The 20,568-nt window shown below is 48.2% G+C and carries 16 protein-coding genes, 2 tRNA genes and 1 pseudogene; 17 read left to right on the forward strand and 2 right to left on the reverse strand.

Features of this window, described 5'->3' with window-relative positions:
• The first annotated feature begins 168 nt into the window (after positions 1–168).
• From DW965_RS04650 to DW965_RS04710, 15 genes and pseudogenes are all read left to right on the forward strand, one after another.
• On the forward strand, positions 169–372 hold the full coding sequence (locus DW965_RS04650) for a hypothetical protein (RefSeq protein WP_147326118.1): 204 nt from the start codon (positions 169–171) through the stop codon (positions 370–372).
• Positions 372–1,286, forward strand: a complete 915-nt coding sequence (locus DW965_RS04655) for an ABC transporter ATP-binding protein (RefSeq protein WP_117761571.1) — start codon at positions 372–374, stop codon at positions 1,284–1,286. Before DW965_RS04650 ends, DW965_RS04655 begins: the two co-directional genes overlap by 1 nt.
• A 95-nt stretch (positions 1,287–1,381) precedes the next feature.
• Positions 1,382–1,723: a hypothetical protein gene (locus tag DW965_RS20830; protein ID WP_330420897.1), complete on the forward strand. Its 342-nt coding sequence runs from the start codon at positions 1,382–1,384 to the stop codon at positions 1,721–1,723.
• A complete protein-coding gene (locus DW965_RS20835; protein ID WP_330420898.1) occupies positions 1,720–2,181 on the forward strand; it encodes an ABC transporter permease in 462 nt (153 codons plus the stop codon). The genes DW965_RS20830 and DW965_RS20835 overlap by 4 nt, the downstream gene beginning before the upstream one ends.
• 49 nt (positions 2,182–2,230) lie before the next feature.
• Positions 2,231–2,722, forward strand: coding sequence for a LytTR family DNA-binding domain-containing protein (locus tag DW965_RS04665; protein WP_158568564.1), 492 nt, complete (start codon positions 2,231–2,233; stop codon positions 2,720–2,722).
• Between the two features lie 177 nt (positions 2,723–2,899).
• Positions 2,900–2,972 (forward strand) — tRNA-Val (locus DW965_RS04670).
• Positions 2,973–2,992: 20 nt separating this feature from the next.
• A tRNA-Met gene (locus DW965_RS04675) sits at positions 2,993–3,066 on the forward strand.
• A 114-nt stretch (positions 3,067–3,180) separates the two neighbouring features.
• Positions 3,181–4,314 carry an exonuclease SbcCD subunit D gene (locus DW965_RS04680; protein ID WP_117761598.1) on the forward strand — a complete coding sequence of 378 codons (1,134 nt, stop codon included), beginning with the start codon at positions 3,181–3,183 and terminating at the stop codon, positions 4,312–4,314.
• Positions 4,311–4,703 (forward strand): AAA family ATPase, encoded by a 393-nt coding sequence (locus DW965_RS04685; protein WP_243036417.1) that lies wholly within the window; start codon positions 4,311–4,313, stop codon positions 4,701–4,703. The genes DW965_RS04680 and DW965_RS04685 overlap by 4 nt, the downstream gene beginning before the upstream one ends.
• A complete protein-coding gene (locus tag DW965_RS19740; protein ID WP_243036418.1) occupies positions 4,700–8,251 on the forward strand; it encodes an SbcC/MukB-like Walker B domain-containing protein in 3,552 nt (1,183 codons plus the stop codon). The genes DW965_RS04685 and DW965_RS19740 overlap by 4 nt, the downstream gene beginning before the upstream one ends.
• Before the next feature lie 145 nt (positions 8,252–8,396).
• Positions 8,397–9,422, forward strand: a complete 1,026-nt coding sequence (gene queA / locus DW965_RS04690) for a tRNA preQ1(34) S-adenosylmethionine ribosyltransferase-isomerase QueA (RefSeq protein WP_022461410.1) — start codon at positions 8,397–8,399, stop codon at positions 9,420–9,422.
• Between the two features lie 228 nt (positions 9,423–9,650).
• A complete protein-coding gene (locus DW965_RS04695; protein WP_022461411.1) occupies positions 9,651–10,325 on the forward strand; it encodes a phosphatase PAP2 family protein in 675 nt (224 codons plus the stop codon).
• Entirely contained in the window at positions 10,315–11,376 is a 1,062-nt protein-coding gene (locus DW965_RS04700; protein WP_117761566.1) for a lysylphosphatidylglycerol synthase transmembrane domain-containing protein, read from the forward strand. The genes DW965_RS04695 and DW965_RS04700 overlap by 11 nt, the downstream gene beginning before the upstream one ends.
• Positions 11,360–11,995: a CDP-alcohol phosphatidyltransferase family protein gene (locus tag DW965_RS04705; protein WP_117510194.1), complete on the forward strand. Its 636-nt coding sequence runs from the start codon at positions 11,360–11,362 to the stop codon at positions 11,993–11,995. The genes DW965_RS04700 and DW965_RS04705 overlap by 17 nt, the downstream gene beginning before the upstream one ends.
• A gap of 367 nt (positions 11,996–12,362) precedes the next feature.
• Positions 12,363–12,902 (forward strand): annotated as a pseudogene (locus DW965_RS04710) (phosphatidylserine decarboxylase); the annotation flags it as partial.
• A 62-nt stretch (positions 12,903–12,964) separates the two neighbouring features.
• Here the strand turns inward: DW965_RS04710 and aroA are convergent.
• Complete coding sequence (gene aroA / locus DW965_RS04715) at positions 12,965–14,248, reverse strand: 3-phosphoshikimate 1-carboxyvinyltransferase (protein ID WP_117805347.1); 1,284 nt, start codon at positions 14,246–14,248, stop codon at positions 12,965–12,967.
• Between the two features lie 34 nt (positions 14,249–14,282).
• Entirely contained in the window at positions 14,283–15,395 is a 1,113-nt protein-coding gene (locus DW965_RS04720; RefSeq protein WP_055265977.1) for a prephenate dehydrogenase, read from the reverse strand.
• A gap of 398 nt (positions 15,396–15,793) precedes the next feature.
• Between DW965_RS04720 and DW965_RS04725 the strand changes: the two genes are divergently transcribed.
• A complete protein-coding gene (locus DW965_RS04725) occupies positions 15,794–17,884 on the forward strand; it encodes an elongation factor G (RefSeq protein ID WP_022461417.1) in 2,091 nt (696 codons plus the stop codon).
• Between the two features lie 233 nt (positions 17,885–18,117).
• On the forward strand, positions 18,118–20,523 hold the full coding sequence (leuS, locus tag DW965_RS04730; protein ID WP_119198095.1) for a leucine--tRNA ligase: 2,406 nt from the start codon (positions 18,118–18,120) through the stop codon (positions 20,521–20,523).
• The last annotated feature ends 45 nt before the right edge of the window (positions 20,524–20,568 follow it).

Here is a 20,568-nt window from a genome sequence, read left to right on the forward strand (position 1 = left end):
GCTTTCCACTTATTTTTATGAATTCCTATGCGCCAGACGAGCAGACAACAGAAATTGGCATCTTACCCGCGAATTTCTGCATTTCACATCATGCAGACTGGACGAATGCTGTAAAATCATATATAAAAGAAATAGGAATAACTGGGGGTGAGATGGATGAAATGTGAGGTGGAACAGATTGATCCAAAGCAGGAAGAACATGTTATGGTATATTGCCACAACAGGGAAGCATCCTGGGTGCAGAATGTTCGGGAAGCTGTATTTGGACAAACATCGGTATGTGGATATAAAAATCACGTTTTGTATCAATTGAAATTGTCTGATATTTTTTATGTGGAACAGCAAAGAAATCAAAGGAGAGGGCAGGCGTAATGGAAACAGATATGATTAAAATCACTCATTTAAAGAAAAGCTTTGGTGATGTAAAAGCAGTCAATGATCTGAGTTTTCAGGTGAAAAAAGGAGAGCTCTTTGCATTCCTTGGTGTAAACGGGGCAGGGAAGAGCACAACGATTTCGATCATCTGCGGGCAGCTTCACAAAGACAGCGGAACGGTTCAGATCCAGGGCACAGATCTGGATAAGATCGGAAGGAAAGTTGGAACAATGCTTGGCGTGGTATTTCAGGACAGTGTGCTGGACAAGCCACTTACCGTCAGGGAAAATCTGAAAAACAGAGCAGCGCTTTATGGAATAACAGGAAAAGCGTTTGAAAAAAGATTGCGGGAACTGGTGGAGATTTTTGATTTCGGAGATTATCTGAACCGGCCGGTCGGAAAACTGTCCGGCGGACAGAGAAGAAGAATTGATATTGCAAGAGCCTTGCTGCATCGGCCCGAACTTCTGATTTTAGATGAACCAACGACAGGACTTGACCCACAGACGCGGCTTTTGATCTGGGATATCATTGAAAAACTTCGAGTGGAAGAAAAGCTGACAGTTTTTCTGACTACGCACTACATGGAAGAAGCTGCAAATGCCGGTTATGTGGTGATTCTGGATAAAGGAAGCATCGTGGCAGAAGGAACTCCTTTTGAGCTGAAAAATGAGTATGTGCAGGACACTATGTCTGTTTATGGTGTGACAGAAGAAGAAATCAAAACACTGGGCAGAGAGTATAAAAAGATCCGGGATGGCTATCAGTTAAAAGTAAAAAATACCGCAGAGGCTACCCGGCTGATCGTGGAACATCAGGAAATATTCCGTGATTATGAAGTGGTAAAGGGCAGAATGGATGATGTATTTCTTGCTGTAACCGGAAAAACATTGGGAGGTGAGCACAGATGAAGGCAGTATTTGCACTTATAAGTCGAAACAGAAAATTGTTTTTTAAAGACAGAGGAATGTTTTTTTCGGCTTTAATTACTCCGGGAATTCTGATTTTGCTGTATGCTACATTTCTGGCAAACGTATACAGAGATTCCTTTGTGTCCGCGATCCCGGACATGATTACAATCTCAGACAAACTGATCGATGGAACGGTGGCCGCACAGCTTGCCGCGGCTCTTCTGGCAGTCAGCTGTGTGACTGTGACATTCTGCGTGAATCTTACGATGGTACAGGACCGGGCAAACGGAACAAGGAAAGATTTTAATGTATCGCCAATCAGCAAAGCACAGCTTTATCTTGGGTATTTTTTATCTACTGTAGTCAATTCCCTGCTGGTAAATGGGCTTGCGCTTGTATTATGCTTGGCTATATGTACAAAATGGGCTGGTATATGAGCGCTGTAGATGTATTCTGGGTTCTTCTCGATGAAATTTTACTGGTACTCTTTGGAAGCACGTTGTCAAGCATCGTCAGTTTTCCACTGACAACCCAGGGTCAGTTATCCGCAGTGGGAACGATCGTAAGTGCCGGGTATGGATTTTTATGCGGAGCTTACATGCCGATTTCAAATTTCGGCAGCGGCCTGCAGAAAGTACTGTCGTATCTGCCAAGTACCTACGGAACTTCTCTGTTGAAAAATCATATGCTCCGTGGAATCTTCGAAGAGATGGAGAACAATCAGCTGCCAGAAGAAATGATTACTGCGATTCGTGATACACTGGATTGTAACCCGAAGTTCCAGGGGTCTGTAGTAAGTGTAAATCAGATGGTGATGCTTATGGTTGGATGTGTTGTGGTATTTGGAATTATTTTTTTGTGCATGACAGCTCTTCCGGAGAAAGATGGGAAGTAAATATATCCTTCGACTATAGAATGAATAAAAAATGAGAAAAGAGACAGTTATGAATATTACAGAAAGAGAGATCGATGACCCGGAAAAAGAGGGCGTTATACTCGAATATGTAAATTTTACGAAAGAATTTGCAGAAATAAAAGAGTATGTAAGAAGCAAAGGGGAATCTATCCGGGGATACACAGAAAAGAAAGAATGTGTTTCCATAAGAACAGAAGATATTTTATATTTCGAGGCAGTGCAAAACAAGGTGTTTGCTTATACGTCAAATAAGTTTTATGAAATTAAAAGCAGACTGTATCAGCTGGAAGAGAAAATAACAAGAAAATGTATGAAGCGTGCATCAAAGACAACGATTGTAAATGCGGATCGTATTGTTTCGGTTCATACCGCATTAAATGGGCGTTTGTATGTGCTGATGGAGGTTTTGATTATTGGAGTTTATGTTACGGTGAATCTGATCGTATATGTAAATGACCATATGGTGGCGGAAAGCATGAACCAGAAACTGGAAGAGATGAGAAAACGGAAAGATGCATAGAAAAAATAACTTTGGATAGTTAAAGACAGCGTATGCCGGAAGGACATGAAATCGCTGGTATTGTAGAAACAAAAGAAAAAATTTGAAAAATTTCAAAAAATATCGTTGACAAACAGAACAAAGCGTGCTAATATACATATTGTCAGCAGGACGTAAGAACTGCTAGAAAACAGATATGGGGTCTTAGCTCAGCTGGGAGAGCATCTGCCTTACAAGCAGAGGGTCACAGGTTCGAGCCCTGTAGGCCCCATACTTCTAAAAATATAGTATGGCGAGATAGCTCAGTTGGCTAGAGCACGCGGTTCATACCCGCGGTGTCGAGGGTTCGAATCCCCCTCTCGCTACGAAAGAGAGAGCTCCTGCGAAAGCAGGGGCTTTTGTTGTTTTACGTTCGGAGGGGGCTGCCAGTGGCGGGCCCTGCAGATTACAATACCATGGAAAATGACAGGGAGGCGCTTATGAAATTATTCCACTTATCCGATCTCCACATCGGAAAGCGAGTCAATGAATTTTCGATGATCGAGGATCAGAAGTACATTTTGTCGCAGATTCTGCATACTGCAAAAAGAGAGAGACCAGATGGTGTACTGCTTTCCGGAGATATTTACGACAGTACGATTCCAAGTGCAGAAGCGGTTCAGGTTTTTGACGCGTTTCTGACAGAGCTTTCCACCAATCGGATTCCCACTTTTATTATCAGTGGAAACCATGATTCCGCCGAGCGTCTGGCATTTGGATCCAGCCTGATGGGAAAAAGCGGGATCTATTTTTCAAAGGTATACAATGGAACGATAGAGAAAATTCCGCTGCAGGATGCGTATGGCACGGTGTGGATTCATCTGCTTCCGTTTTTACGGCCTGCGGTGGTGCGTCATGCCCTGCCGGAGCGTGCGGAAGAAGTAATGTGTACAGCGGATGCAGTTCGGATTGCACTGGAACAGGATTTGGTTGATGAACAGGATCGAAATGTGATTCTGGCCCACCAGTTCGTAACCGGGGCAAAACGATGTGATGCAGAAGAACTGCAGGTTGGCGACTTGGATCAGATTCCGGCAGAATTGTTTGAAAAGTTTGATTATGCTGCACTGGGGCACATCCACAGCCCACAGAAGGTGGAAAGAGACACGGTTCGCTATTGCGGTTCGCCGCTGAAATATTCTTTTTCGGAAGCAGGACAGGAAAAAACGATTACGGTGATCAAATTAAAAGAAAAAGGAACGGTGGAGCTTAGAACAATTCCATTAAAGCCCTTGCACGATCTCAGGAAAATCCAGGGGACGTATCTGGAAGTCACGGCAAAAAGATTTTATGAGAACAGCGACTGCGAGGATTACCTTCTGGTGACGTTGACGGATGAAGAAGATGTGCCGGATGGAATGGCAAAACTCCGAACGATCTATCCGAACCTGATGCGCCTGGAGTACGATAACAAAAGAACCCGGTCTGCTGCAGACATTGGCACGGCGGAACGAGTGGAGGAAAAATCAGAACTGGAACTGTTCCGGGAATTTTATGAATTACAGAATAATCAGAGCATGACCGCACAGCAGGAAGCGCTGGTGGAAGAATTGTTACGGGGGATGAAGGGATGAAACCAAAGAAATTAGTCATCAGTGCATTCGGACCGTATGCGGACCGGATGGAACTTGATTTTGATCGGCTGGGCGGCGGTCTGTATCTGATTACGGGGGACACCGGCGCTGGAAAAACAACGATTTTTGATGCCATCACGTTTGCGCTTTACGGGGAAGCGAGCGGTGAAATCCGGAAAGGCGAAATGTTCCGCAGTAAGTATGCAAAACCGGAGGTGCGTACCTTCGTAGAGCTTACGTTTACGTATCAGGGAAAGGACTATACGGTAAAGAGAAACCCGGAATATCTGCGCCCGAAGGACCGCGGACAGGGCATGACGATGGAGAAAGCGAATGCAGAACTGATTTTCCGGATGAGCGGCAGCCGGTTACGAAAACTTCGGAAGTGACAAAGAAAGTGACAGAACTTCTCGGGCTGGATCAGCGTCAGTTCCGACAGATTGCGATGATTGCGCAGGGAGATTTCCAGAAGCTTCTGCTGACAGGAACAGCGGATCGGAGTGAAATTTTCCGGAAAATGTTTCACACAGAGATTTATCAGGAGCTGCAGAAGCGCCTGCGGGAAGCAGCAAAGGAGCGCTGGAAAATATACGATGAAAAGAAACGCAGCATCAGCCAGTATCTGGACAATGTTGTCTGCCCGGAAGAGGCAGAATGGAAAAAAGAGTTTGACCGGCTGAAGAAAAATAAATTCGACGGCCAGGTTATGCGCGGTATGGAACTGCTTGCACGCTGCATCGAATGGGACGATGAGAAATTAAAGGCGCTGCAAGACGAGCAGAGTACGCTAAATGAAGAGATCGAAAAGAAAAACCAGCTTTTGGGAAAAATAAAAGAGCGACAGACGAGACAAAAAGAGAAAGAGCAGAAAGAAAAAGAATGGGAGACTCTGCTTCCGAAGGAAGAAGAAAAGAAAAAGAGAAGTGAGCAGGCAGAGAAAGAGGCGGAGATTTGTAAGCAGTTGGAAGAGCAGATTCGGGAAGAAAAAGTGTGTCTGGAACTGCTGCGAAAAGTGCAGCAGGAGCAAAGTGCAATGACACAGCTGCAAAAGGAACTGCAGGCAGCAACAGAAGCAAAAGAACAGCTTCAGACAGAGCAGGAGCGTGCAAAAAAAGTCCTGGAACAGAAGAAAGCACGGGAAGAACGTCTCTCTGATGCGGAGGTGAAACTTGCACGGACGGAACAAAAAGAAGCGTATGCCGCAGAGCAGATACAGCAGATGGAAGCATACTGCGAGACAATTGCAGGCGCAGTCAAAGAGGAAACGGCAAACAAAGAAGAGGAAAGCGTTCTTTGTAAAAAAATAAAAGAAACAGAGGAGACAGCGGCCAGGGCAGCCGAAGAGGCAGAAAGGCTGGCCGGGCAGGATCAGGTCTGCGAAAAACTGCTGGATGAAAAGAAAAATCTGGAACAGAAAATCCACACTTTAGAAGAAACGAAAAAACAGCTGGAGAGAACGACGGCTGAAAGGACGCAGATTGCCGCGCAGGTGACACAACTGCGAAAGGAAGAAGAGAACTTACAGGCGGATATCGCGACAACGGCAGAATATCTGGCCGAAAGAGACGGAGCCGCGCTGCTGCAGGAAAAATACCACCAGAAGCTGGAAACGCTGGAAAATCTGCTGGAAAGCTGGGAGCAGGGACGCAAAGAACTGGAAGAAAAGCAAGGTGCATACCAGCGTGAAATCAAAAAGAGAGATGCTTTACGGGAAACATATCAGGCGATGGAATCTTTATTTCTGGATGCACAGGCGGGAATTCTGGCAGAAAAACTGACAGAGGGAGAACCATGCCCGGTCTGCGGCGCTATTCATCATCCGCAGCCTGCCAGACGAGCAGAACATACGCCAGATAAAGAAACGCTGGATCACAAGAAAGAAGAACTTCGGATGCAGGAGGAAGCGGCTGCGGGACAAAGCGAGGCTGCGGGCAGCTGCCGCAGACAGGTAAAGGAAAAACGTGCACAGCTAACGGAATGGCTGTTAAGAGAACTGCCCGAGAGTCAGAAAGAACACGAACAGAAGCGACTTTCACAGATGCCGGATGTTTTATTTCAACAGGAAGCGGTCGAGAAGGCAGAGCAGCTTCGGAAGGAAGAAGAAACACAGAAAGTACGTCAGATGGAATATGCGGAACTGGAAAAAAGACAGACAGAACGGCAGAAAAGACTGGAAAGCATAAAAAAGACCATTGCAGCGGAACAGACACAGCTTGGCCGGGCAGAAGGAACCAAAAGAGCACTGGAAGAACAGTTGGAAAAAGAAATTGCGGAGGCGCAAAAAACGACTGCTTTTATGGAGAAAAAGAATCCTGCGCAAAGAAAGGGTCCGGGGGAGAGCGAGGACAGAAACTCCCTGGCTGATCAGATTGCCCAGGTGATTTCCTTCCGGAAAAACAGACAGAAACAGTGTGAGGGAGAGATTGCTGCCACGCGGGCAAAGGTGAGCCGCCGTGCAGAATGTATCGCACGGCAGAAAAAAGCGGAAGCTGAGCGGAAAGAGGATCATGAGCGGCTGCAGAAGGTGCGGAGCCGTCTTGAAGTACTGCAAAGCGATCGGAAGAGATGGAAGGAACAAGAAGAGAAACTGCTGGAAAATCTGGAAGAGCAGAGAGCGATCTGGGCAGAACAGGATCAGCAGAAAACAGGAGCGAAATCCGAAGGCAGGCCTGGAGATGGGAAGGAGCAGCTGAAGGATCTGGTAAGTGCAGAAACGGTGAAAAAACAGATAAATGAATTTACGGGATCGGAAATCGCAGAAAAACTTGCAGATGCGGAAAGAGAACTGTGGATTCGGTCTGTATGGGAACAGCACTGGCTGAAACAAAAGCGAAAAGAACTGACAGAACAGAAACAATGTATTCTTGCAGAACAGGAGGAACTGAAAAAGATCCGACAGGAAATCCAGGAAGAAACACAGAAAACGGAGCAAAGAGAACAGGAAATTCGCAAAAAAGAGCTGCGGGAAACGGAACAAAAGGCTGAAAGAAAAGCACTGCTGGAAAAGATCCGGGAAAAAGAGGCGCAGCTTGCGGGAAAAGAAGAAACAGAACTTCTGGAACATATTGCAGCCTGGGAAGCACAGAAAGAACGGCTGGAAGAAGCACAGAAAACAGCAAAAGAGGAACTGGATGCCATACAGAAAAAACTGACGGAAGTACAGGCGGCGCTTACGGCGATTCAGGCGTTAGAAACAGCGGATTCACAGGAACAGCCGCTCCCGTCAGAAATAGAATTACAGGAAGATTTAAGGGGACTTTCCGAACAGAAACAGGTTCTGGATCAGCGTTATAACGAGCAGTATCACGCGGCAAATACGAATCAGAACACATATGATGCCATTCGGAATCAGCAAAGTCAGATGCAGACCGTGGAAGAAGAGTACAAATGGGTCAATGCGCTTGCGGATACCGCATGTGGAAATGTGAGCGGAAAGCAAAAGATTGAACTGGAAACGTATGTGCAGATGGCGTATTTTGACCGGATTCTGCGAAAAGCCAATGTGCGTTTCCTGACGATGAGCCAGGGACAGTATGAGCTGAAACGGCAGGAAGACGGCACGAATAAGAAAGAAAAAGCCGGATTGGAACTGAATGTGATTGACCATTATAACGGAACGGAGCGGAGTGTCCGCACGCTCTCCGGCGGCGAATCGTTTCAGGCATCGCTTTCGCTGGCACTTGGCCTGTCAGATGAAATTCAGTCGTATGCAGGAGGAATCCGGTTAGATTCCATGTTTGTGGACGAAGGTTTTGGTTCTCTCGATGAAGAGTCCCTGAATCAGGCGGTGAAAGCACTGGAAGGTCTGGCGGATGGAAACTGTCTGGTCGGAATTATTTCTCATGTGCCCAAGTTAAAAGAGCGGATTGAGAAAAAAATCATTGTGACGAAAAATCGAAGCCGGGATGGTGTAGGAAGCCGGGCAGTGATCGAGTAGACCACACAGGAGATGATTGGGATTCGAGAGAATTCCTTGTCAGAAAGTACGGAAAATGCTATAATGGATCCGTTGGGCAAAAAAAGTTGAATGAACAGAGCAAATCCGGCGAATCATGCCGGCTGCCATAGAATGGAGGAAACAAATGAAAACATCAGATTTTTATTATGATCTGCCAAAAGAACTGATTGCACAGGATCCATTGGAAGACCGCAGCGCTTCCCGCCTGATGCATCTGGATAAAACGACAGGTGAATATAAGCATGGTCATTTCCGTGATATTCTGCAGTATCTGAAACCAGGCGACTGTCTGGTTATCAATGATACGAAGGTAATTCCGGCGCGTCTTTATGGTTCCAAGGTCGGAACGGATGCGGCAATTGAGATTCTTCTTTTAAAGAGAAAAGAAAATGACATCTGGGAAACGCTGGTAAAACCGGGCAAAAAATGCAAGGTCGGAACCGTAATATCCTTTGGAGACGGAATTCTGACAGGCGAAGTAGTCGATATCGTGGATGAAGGAAACCGCCTGATCCAGTTCCACTATGAAGGCATTTTTGAAGAAATTCTGGATCAGCTTGGTGAAATGCCGCTGCCGCCGTATATCACACACAAACTGCAGGACAAGAACCGCTACCAGACGGTATACGCGAAACACGAGGGAAGCGCAGCCGCTCCGACCGCAGGACTGCACTTTACAAAAGAGCTTCTGCAGCAGGTACAGGATGCCGGTGTAAAGATCGCCCATGTAACCCTGCATGTCGGCCTTGGCACCTTCCGTCCGGTGAAAGTGGAGGATGTCACCCAGCATCACATGCACTCTGAGTTCTATGTGGTAGAAGAAGATCAGGCAAAACTGATCAACGATACGAAAGCAGCAGGCGGCCGTGTGATCGCAGTCGGAACAACGAGCTGCCGTACTCTGGAGTCGGCAACCGGCGAGGACGGCATTTTAAAAGCCGGAAGCGGCTGGACCGAGATCTTTATCTATCCGGGTTACCGCTTCAAGATGATCGACGGACTGATCACCAATTTCCATCTGCCGGAGTCCACACTGGTGATGCTGGTATCGGCACTGGCTGGAAAAGAGCATATTATGGCAGCTTATGAAGAGGCTGTAAGAGAAAAATACCGCTTTTTCTCCTTCGGCGATGCCATGATGATTGAATAAAAAATTCGTTTATGACAAAAATACGATGCTGAAAGAAAACGACCATATAGGAACACCCGTGAAGCCCTATATGGTCGTTTTTTTCTCTGCGAATCTTCTAAATCTTTCTTTTTCCCTGCCGAAAAACAGAAGATTTTATTAAGGTTTCTGAAAACGAGCGGAACTGGGTTGTGTCAGGGAATGTTTTTGCGTATACTGATACGTGTTTGAGACAAGGGAGGACGGATTTTGAAGAGAGACGAGAGAAGAAAGTTTCCATACTATGGTATCCTGCCGCTAATTCTGACGCTGACAGCGAATTTTATCGCTTATTTTGGAACGCGGCCGTTTACCAGTTCGTGGAAACATTACAATATAGAAACGGTGCTGGACCAGCAGATCCCGGTGATCCCGTGGACGATCGTGATTTATTTTGGCTGTTATCTGGTCTGGATTGTAAATTATCTGATTGCCGCAAGCAGAGAGAAAGAATTTGTCTGGCGGTTCTTTGCAGCAGATGTTCTGGCGCGGCTTGTCTGTATGGCATTTTATCTGCTGCTGCCGACAACGAACGTAAGGCCGTCGATCCCGGAACAGGGATTCTGGAATCAGATGCTTGCCTTGCTCTACCAGATGGATGCGGCGGACAATTTGTTCCCATCGATTCACTGCCTGAACAGCTGGTTCTGCTATATCGCAGTCCGTGGAAGACGGGAGATTCCGCGCTGGTATCAGCGGTTCTCTTTCTGGGCGGCACTTGCCGTGTTTGTCTCTACGCTGACAACAAAGCAGCATGTGATTGCAGATGTGATTGGCGGAGCGCTTCTGGCAGAAGTGACGTGGCAGATCGCGGGACGCACGCATCTTGGTGCATGGTATGGCATGATATTGGAACGAAGGAGGTGGAAACGCCGTGCAGAGTAAGAAAAAAATGATCGTGAATACCGTTTTTCTCGTTGTGATTTTTGCGTTGACGATATACGGTGTTTTCCACGGCGAAGACCTTGGCGCAATGATGGAAGCAATGCGGCGGGCAGATGTGCGGTGGCTGTTGCCGGGACTGTTCTGTGTCGTGTTTTTTATCTGGGGAGAATCGATCATCATCTGGTACATGATGCATTCCTTCCAGATTCCGGTGAAGAAGCGGACATGTTTTCTGTTTTCTTCCGTCGGATTCTTTTTCAGCTGTATCACACCGTCCGCAAGCGGCGGCCAGCCGATGCAGCTCTACTATATGAAAAAGGAGAAAATATCTCTTCCGGTATCAACGGTGATTCTGATGATCGTCACGATCACCTACAAAGCGGTGCTGGTCGTGGTGGGACTTGGGCTTGTTCTGTTCGGACAGGGCTTCCTGCACCGGTATCTGACGGAAATCCTTCCGGTTTTCTATCTGGGAATCGGTCTGAATGTCTTCTGTGTCACAGCCATGCTTATTCTGGTTTTTCATCCGGCGCTTGCGCGGACAATTCTGGTTTTGGGACTGAAAATCGTGGAAAAACTGCATTTGATGAAACGAAAAGAAAGCCGCCTGAAAAAACTGGAAGCTTCCATGGAAGTCTACCAGAATACGGCAGCGTATCTTGGCACCCACAAAATGGTGCTGGTCAATGTCCTTGCGATTACCTTTGCACAGAGGTTTGCTTTGTTTGCAGCAACATGGTTTGTATACCGCGCCTTCCATTTATCAGGCATTTCCTTTATCACCATTGTGCTGCTGCAGGCGGTCATTTCCGTATCGGTTGACATGCTGCCGCTTCCGGGAGGAATGGGAATCAGCGAGACACTGTTTCTAAAAATTTTCCCGCCGGTCTTTGGAAGCACGCTGCTTCTTCCGGCAATGGTGCTTTCCAGAGGGCTCGGCTACTACGGGGAGCTGCTGGTGAGTGCAGTCTTTACCATCGTCGCACAGCTTACGATCGGGAATACGAAAAGAGAAAAAAGAGGGGGAACTACATATGATAGGGTTCTATGATTATACCGTAATATTAACATATATCAGCTTTGCATCGTCCATCAGCGGCATTTTTCTTGCAACGCGGGGACACTTTAACTGGGCGATTTTTTGTCTTGCTTTTTCCGGACTGTGCGATATGTTCGATGGAAAAATTGCGCGGACGAAGAAAAACAGGACCGAAGATGAAAAGCGGTTCGGCATTCAGATCGATTCGCTCTGCGATGTGGTCTGTTTCGGCGTCTTTCCGATCGTGCTCTGCTATGAGCTTGGCATGACACATTTTTACAGCATTCCGATTCTTATTTTCTACGGTCTTGCGGGCGTGATCCGTCTGGGATATTTTAACGTGATGGAAGAGAAGCGTCAGAATGAAACTTCGGAGAACCGGAAATATTACCAGGGACTGCCGATTACCTCGATGTCAGTAGCCCTGCCGCTGCTGTTCGTCTTTGCACCGCTCTGCCGCGGATACTTTCTGATCTGGCTGCATCTGCTGGTGCTGGCGGTCGGCGTTCTGTTTATCACGGATTTCCGCTTCCGCAAGCCGACGAATAAAGAGCTTGCTGTGCTGGTAGCGGTCGTTGGAGTGGCTGTGCTCCGCGGACTTCTGATCTGGAAGGGAGGAAGAACGGTTTGAGACTCTGCGCTTATCCTTACCGAAAACAGGGGAAAAATTATCCAAAGCTTGATCTGATCCGCGAGGAAAATGATCTGCAGGACCGTTTTCTACACATGATGTACAGCCATGCCGCCGGAAGAGCCGCGATGCAGCCGCTGGTTCAGTCATTTGTATCTCGTGCGGCAGGCTGCTTTCTGGACAGCCGCTTATCGGTGCCGCTGGTTGCACCGTTTGTAAAGAAAAATCATATTTCACTGAAGGAATGTACCGCAAAGCAGTTTATCTCGTTCAATGATTTCTTTGTGCGGAAGCTGAAAATGGATGCACGTCCGTTTTCCAATGCGCCGCAGGATTTTATCAGCCGTGTGATGCGCGGCTTACGGTTTATCCGATTCATGAGAACGGGAAGTTTGAGATCAAGAACACAGAATATACGCTGGAACAGCTTCTGCGCGACCAGAAGCTGGCAAAACGGTATGAGGGCGGAACGTTATTTCTGTTTCGGCTTTCCGTGGACGATTATCACCGGTATCTCTTTGTGGATGACGGCGTCTGTTCGACGGAACGGCGGATTGAGGGTGTGCTCCACACGGTCAATCCGGCGGCGAATGATTTTTGCCCGATCTATAAAGAAAATACGAGAACCTACACGCTGCTGCAGTCCGCAAATTTCGGCACACTGCTGCAGATGGAGGTCGGCGCGATGATGGTCGGAAAGATTGTCAATGAAAATGCCGGAGCGGCGAGACGTGTACAGCGCGGCGAAGAGAAAGGCTATTTTGCCTTCGGTGGTTCGACAGTGATCGTTCTGGCACAGAAGGGAAGCGCAGTGCCGGAAAAACGGATCTGGAATTATTCGCGGCTTGGAATCGAAACACGGGTACGGCAGGGAGAAACGGTTGGGACGGCCGGAAGAACAGGGTAAAAGCAAAAAAAATGGATTGTGAGGAAATGATCTTCACAATCCATTTTTTGTTTAAACGTTTTTTATGCCTGCAGCCGTGCCAGATCCTGGTAGAATGTCGGATACGAGATATCCACACAGCCGGCGCGCAGGATTTCCGTCGGTGTCTCTGCGGCAAGCGAAGCGATTGCAAACGACATCGCAATGCGGTGGTCGAGGCGGCTGTCGATTTGGGCGCCGTGGAACGGTTTTCCGCCCTCAATGATCATGCCGTCGTCCGTGCCTTCCAGGGAAACACCCATCGCGGTGAGTTCGTTTACCATGATATCAAGACGGTTCGATTCTTTGACTTTCAGCTCCTCCGCATTCCGGATCACGGTTGTACCGTTCGCTGTGGCGGCAAGAACCGCGATGATCGGGATTTCATCGATCAGGGTCGGGATCAGTTCGCCCTCGATGACGGTGCCGGAAAGAGACGGCGTATAGCGCACGAGAAGGTCTGCAACCGGTTCTCCGCCGGAGTTCTGCTCATTCAGAAGTGTGATGTCAGCACCCATGGCGCGGCAGACGCGGAGTATACCGTCGCGGGTCGGGTTGATGCCGACATTTTTCAGGAGCACCTCAGAGCCTGGAACTATCAGCGCGGCGGCGATGAAGTAGGCGGCGGAGGAAATATCTCCCGGCACACGGACGAGATTTCCATGGAGATCCGGGTCCGGCAGAACCGATGCGGTCAGCCCTTCGGAGGCAACGTCGGCGCCGAAGAATTTCAGCATCAGCTCCGTATGGTTTCTGGAAAGAGCCGGTTCGGTAACGCTTGTTTTTCCGTCAGCATACAGTCCGGCAAGCAGGACACACGATTTGACCTGTGCGGATGCGACCGGCGAAAGATAGGAGATGGCGTGGAGCGGATGGCCGTTGATCGCAAGCGGCGCACAGCCGTTTTCCGGAATACTGCGGATGGAAGCGCCCATCTGGGTCAGCGGATTGATGATGCGTCCCATCGGCCGTTTCTGAATGGAGGTGTCACCGGTCAGTGTACTGGAAAAGTTCTGGCCGGAAAGAATGCCGGAGATCAGGCGTGTCGTTGTTCCGCTGTTTCCGCAGTCGAGAACGGCGGACGGAGCCGAAAGCCCGTGCAGGCCTTTTCCATGAACGAGGATGCGCTCCGGCGTGTTCTCGATCTCAATGCCCATACTGCGGAAGCAGGAGATGGTGGAGAGACAGTCGGCACCCTGTAAAAAGTTTGTGACTTCTGTGGTTCCCTCTGAAATGGCACCGAACATGACGGCGCGGTGGGAAATGGATTTATCGCCCGGCACGGAGATTTCTCCGCGCAGAGGACGTACTGCTTTCTGGAACTGCATAACGTAACTTCCTCCTGTCAAGATATACGCGCTTTTAATTGCGGATATGAATGGTATAGCCATGGTCTTTTAAGACCTTCCGGGCAAGAATGCCTGCCTGCTCTTCATAAAATTCAATGCGGAGAGCACCCTCTTCGAACTCGCGGTTATGCGTAATGCCGATATTTTTAATACTGATCTGGTTGATGGCAAGAATTGTTGTAACGGCTGCGATTCCGCCGGCTTCATCGAGCAGGTCGCAGTAAACGACGTATTCTTTCTTTGTCGGTCCATAGGAAGAATCTTCCATGGAATTCCGGTATTCGCGGGAACTTTCAAACATATTGTAGAGCTCGTGGCCTTTTTTGTTGTCAACCAGGTATTTTGCCTGGACGAGAAGGCGGATATAGGAATCCAGCACATTCGAGAGCTGCTTCTGGTTTGAGAGACAGATCTGCTGCCATACCTCCGGGGAGGAGGAAGCGATGCGGGTGATGTCCTTGAAGCCGCCTGCAGCAACGGTTTTCATCTGCTCTTCCGGTGTGTCCAGGGATGCGAGTGCATTGACCAGGGTAGCGGCAACGATATGCGGCAGATGACTGACACCTGCGGTGATGTAGTCGTGCTCTTCGTATGTTAAAACCATCGGGATCGCCTTTAAGGACTGGACAAGATCAACGAAAGCGGAAACTGTCGCGATCTCAACATCTGGTCCGGGTGTAATCATATAGTAAGCATTTTCCAGCAGGTAATCGGTGGCGCTGGAATATCCCGTCTTTTCGGAGCCTGCCATCGGATGGCCGCCGATAAACTGGTGCGTCATGCCGAGGGTCTCAACCGCCTGATGGATTTCTCCTTTTACACTTCCGACGTCTGTGATGATACAGCCCGGTTTTGCGATGCCTTTTACGAACGGAAGATAGGAGATGTTGGTGCTGACAGGAGCACATAAGAAGATATAGTCACAGTCGGCAAAGCGGTCGTCCCGTTCTTCCAGCGCGATATCAATCACGCCTTCCTGAATTGCCTCTTCGATCGTCGCTTTGGTGCGGCAGTATGCCATCAGTTTATACTCCGGGTGAACCTTTCTGAGGGTTTTTGCAATGGAGCCGCCGATGAGGCCAAGGCCGATAAAGCCGATACAGATTTTTTCGGATGTATCACACATAATTCAAGTAGTCCTTTCTGACAATTTTCGTAGGTAAATCGTATAAAAGACATTGTAAAGCATCTGAAATCAAATGTCAAAGATTTCTTGCTTTAAAGCGACAAAGCATTTTTGAAAGGCAGCAATTTTGCTTGTTTTGCAAAATCCGGCAGATTCCACAGAAAAGCCAGATAGAAAAGCGGAAGAAGGGCAGAATAACCAGCTAAAATACATATAAAATTTAAAAATTCAGAAATATATTGTGAAATATGAATAATATACTTGCAAAAAAGCAAAAACTTTAGTAGAATAGTGACTATGATAAGAGGAACGGAAGACGTGAATCTTGATAAAAAGCAGAAAGGCGAATAAGAGCGGCCTTGCAATCTGCAAATTTACTTACATGGGAGGTATTACATATGGACGTTTTTAGAACTGACCGAATCAGAAATGTGGTGCTGCTGGGGCACAGCGGCTCCGGAAAGACAAGTCTGACCGAAGCTATGGCTTATCTTTCCGGTATGACAAACCGTCTCGGAAAAGTGACAGACGGAAATACCGTCAGCGATTTTGACAAAGAAGAAATCAAGCGCAAATGCTCTATTTCCACAACGCTTGTCCCGGTCGTATGGGGAAAAAATAAGATCAATGTTCTGGATACTCCTGGAATGTTTGATTTCGTAGGAGAAGCACAGGAAGCCGCTTCCGCAGCAGATGCCGCTGTAATCGTGGTATCCGGAAAGGCCGGCGTGCAGGTCGGAACCCAGAAAGCATGGGAACTCTGCGAGAAATACAATCTTCCGCGTATGATCTTCGTAACGGAAATGGATCAGGACGATGTCAGCTACCGAGAAGTCGTTGAGCAGCTCACCGAACTGTACGGAAAACGAATCGCACCGCTTCATATGCCTCTGCGTGAAAACGGTAAATTTGTAGGATATATCAATATTGTAAAGAACAAAGGCCGCAGATATATCGAAAAAGATAAAAAAGAAGAATGCCCGATTCCGGATTACTCCGTAGAATATCTGGAGAAGTACCGTGAAACCCTGATGGAATCCGTGGCAGAAACAAGTGAAGAGTTTATGGACCGCTACTTTGGCGGAGAAGAGTTCTCGGTAGCAGAGATTTCCGCAGCGCTTGCCATGAACGTAGGAGACGGCACCATCGTTCCGGTATGCATGGGCTCCCCGGTCAATCTGCAGGGCGTATCGAACCTTCTTGATGATATCTGCGGATACTTCCCGGATCCGTCCACCCGTCCGTGTGCCGGCATCAATCTCAATACGAACGAAATTTTCGAGGCAAATTACGACTTTGCGAAACCGAAGAGCGCGACCATTTTCAAGACGATCGTGGATCCGTTCCTTGGAAAATATTCAATGATTAAGGTTTGCTCCGGCGTTATTAAAAGCGATGATGTGCTCTATAATGTAGATCAGGAATCCGAAGAAAAACTGAGCAAGCTGTACGTGCTCGAAGGCTCCAAGCCGATCGAAGTACCGGAGCTTCATGCAGGAGATATCGGTGCCATCGCAAAACTCGGCGATGCAAGAACCGGCGATTCCCTTGCGACAAAGAACAATCAGGTCCGCTACGGAAAACCGGATGTTTCGACTCCGTACACCGCAAAACGATATAAACCGAAGAACAAAGCCGATGTAGATAAGATCTCCCAGGCCTTTGCCAAGATGATGCAGGAAGACCTGACTATGAAGGCAGTCAATGATTCTGCAAACCATCAGACATTGCTGTACGGCATGGGCGACCAGCACATCGATATTATCGTCAGCAAGCTGCTGGAGCGCTACAAAGTAGAAGTAGAGCTGTCCCGTCCGAAGGTAGCCTTCCGCGAGACGATCCGCAAAAATTCGGATGTAGAAGCAAAATACAAAAAACAGTCCGGCGGCCACGGCCAGTACGGTCATGTAAAAATGCGCTTCTCCGCTTCCGGAGATCTCGAGAAACCATACGTTTTCGAGCAGGAAGTTGTCGGCGGCGCCGTTCCGAAGAACTACTTCCCGGCTGTTGAAAAAGGTATCCAGGAAGCCGTACAGAAAGGCCCTCTGGCTGCTTATCCGGTAGTCGGCGTCAAAGCCGTTCTGTATGATGGTTCTTATCATCCGGTAGACTCCTCCGAGATGGCATTCAAGACCGCAGCGATCCAGGCGTTCAAGAAAGGCTTTATGGAAGCATCCCCGGTTCTCCTTGAGCCGATCGTTTCGATGAAGATCACGGTAGACGATAAATACACCGGCGATATCATGGGCGATCTCAACAAACGCCGTGGCCGTGTGCTCGGCATGAACCCGGATCACAAGGGCCATACGATTATCGAGGCTGATGTTCCGGAACTTGAGATCTACGGATACGGCACAACACTCCGCTCCATGACAGGCGGAAGCGGTGATTTCTCCTATGAGTTTGCGAGATATGAGCAGGCTCCGTCCGATATCCAGGCAAAAGAGATTGAGGCAAGAGCTTCGAAGGTTGAAAAAGCAGAAGAATAAAGCTTTATAAAATAGTGTGATAAAACAGAGAAAATCCGGTTTCGGGAGCAGAATTCGCCCGGAAACCGGATTTTTCTGCGGTTTTTGAAGAAAAACGGAGGATATAGGAAAAAATAAATTGTAAAAACAGGGAAAGAGTGATAGAATACAGCTATATGTTCAAATGTGCATGCTGTCCTAGGCGGCGGTGTGAGAAAAAAGAACTTTGAACTTGAACATGCAGGAGGTTACCTATGAGTAAAAGATATGAGCCACAGGACATTGAAAAAAAGTGGCAGAAGATCTGGCAGGATGAAAAAGCCTTTGCCGCCACAGATGATTATACAAAACCGAAATACTACGCACTCGTTGAATTTCCGTATCCGTCAGGACAGGGACTTCACGTAGGCCATCCGCGTCCGTACACTGCACTGGACATTGTAGCCAGAAAGCGCAGAATGCAGGGTTACAACGTTCTGTATCCGATGGGCTGGGATGCATTTGGTCTTCCAACGGAGAACTATGCGATCAAAAACCACATTCATCCGAAGATCGTTACCAAAAACAACGTACATCACTTCAAAGACCAGCTTCAGTCTCTTGGATATTCCTTCGACTGGGACAGAGAGATCAACACGACGGATCCGGAATACTATCACTGGACCCAGTGGATTTTCCTGAAACTTTTCAAAGCCGGACTGGCATATAAAAAAGAGATGCCGATCAACTGGTGTACTTCCTGTAAGGTAGGCCTTGCAAATGAGGAAGTTGTAAACGGCGTGTGCGAGCGCTGCGGAAGCCCGGTTGTCCGCAAAGTAAAAAGCGAGTGGATGCTGAAGATCACCGAGTATGCAGACAAGCTGATTGACGGTCTGGACGGCGTTGACTATATTGAGCGTGTCAAAACTTCCCAGAAAAACTGGATCGGACGTTCCCACGGAGCAGAGGTTGATTTCTCCCTGAAAGATAAACCGGAGAAGCTGACTATCTACACCACACGCCCGGATACCCTGTTCGGTGTTACGTACATGGTACTCTCCCCGGAGCATCCGTACATCGACCAGTACAAAGATGAGATCAAGAACTGGGATGAGGTCTGCGCATACCGTGAGATGGCAGCCAGAAAATCCGATTTCGAGCGTTCCGAGCTTGCAAAAGACAAGACCGGTGTCATGATCGACGGACTTTCCGCAGTCAACCCGGTTAATGGAAAAGAGATCCCGATCTGGATTTCCGATTATGTACTGATGAGCTACGGCACCGGCGCCATCATGGCAGTACCGGCACACGATGAGCGTGACTGGGAGTTCGCAAAGAAATTCAACATGCCGATCATCGAGGTTGTTGCAGGCGGCGACGTACAGAACGAAGTTTACACCGACGTTGCAGAGGGAACTCTTGTCAACTCCGGTTTCCTGAACGGACTTTCCGTTGCGGAAGCAAAAAAGAAAATTCTTGAGTGGCTCGAAGAGAACCACGTTGGAAAAGCAAAAACAAACTATAAGCTGCGTGACTGGGTATTCTCCCGTCAGCGTTACTGGGGTGAGCCGATTCCGATCGTACACTGCGACAAATGCGGTTACGTTCCGGTTCCGGAAGAATCCCTTCCGCTGGAGCTGCCGGATGTAGAGAGCTACATGCCGACCGATAACGGCGAGTCTCCGCTGGCTGCCATGACAGACTGGGTCAACACCACCTGCCCGTGCTGCGGAGGACCTGCAAAACGTGAGACCGATACCATGCCGCAGTGGGCTGGTTCTTCCTGGTATTACATCCGCTATACCGATCCGAAGAACAAAGAGGCTCTGGCAAGCAAAGAAGCTATGAAATACTGGCTGCCGGTTGACTGGTACAACGGAGGAATGGAGCACACCACCCTTCACCTTCTGTATTCCCGTTTCTGGCATAAATTCCTGTACGATCAGGGCGTAGTTACCTGCCCGGAACCGTATCAGAAACGTACTTCCCACGGAATGATCCTCGGCGAGAACGGCGAGAAGATGAGTAAATCCCGTGGAAACGTTATCAACCCGGATGATATCGTAGCTGAGTTCGGTGCAGATACCCTGCGTACGTACGAGATGTTCATCGGTGCCTTCGACTTAAGTGCATCCTGGTCTCAGGAAGGCGTAAAAGGATGCCGTCGTTTCCTCGAGCGTGTATGGAAACTGCAGGACAGCCTGGTAGACGGAGATTCCTACTCCAAAGAGCTGGAGTCCAAAATGCACCAGACCATCAAGAAAGTATCCAGCGACTATGAGTCCCTGAAATACAACACAGCGATCGCAGCCATGATGACCCTGGTCAACGAGATCTACAAAGCCGGAAAAGTAACGAGAAAAGAGTTCGAAACCCTTCTGATCCTGCTGAATCCGGTTGCACCGCATATGACCGAGGAACTGTGGGCAGACCTTGGATACGAAGGCCGTCTGTATCAGACCGCATGGCCGGAGTTTGACGAGGAGAAGACCGTAGAGGCAGTAGCCGAGATCGCTGTTCAGATCAACGGCAAAATGCGCGGAACGATCAAAATCGCCAAAGATGCAGATAAAGAGACCGCAATCGCCGCTGCAAAAGAGGCAGTTGCAGACAAACTGACCGGAAACATCGTAAAAGAAATTTACGTACCGGGAAGAATTGTGAATATCGTTCAGAAATAATAATTATGTAAGCTGAAGAAAGGAGGCTGATTCTTGGAAAAAGAG

The organism is Blautia sp. AM47-4 (assembly GCF_003479865.1).
GTDB classification, from domain to species: Bacteria; Bacillota; Clostridia; order Lachnospirales; family Lachnospiraceae; genus Fusicatenibacter; species Fusicatenibacter saccharivorans.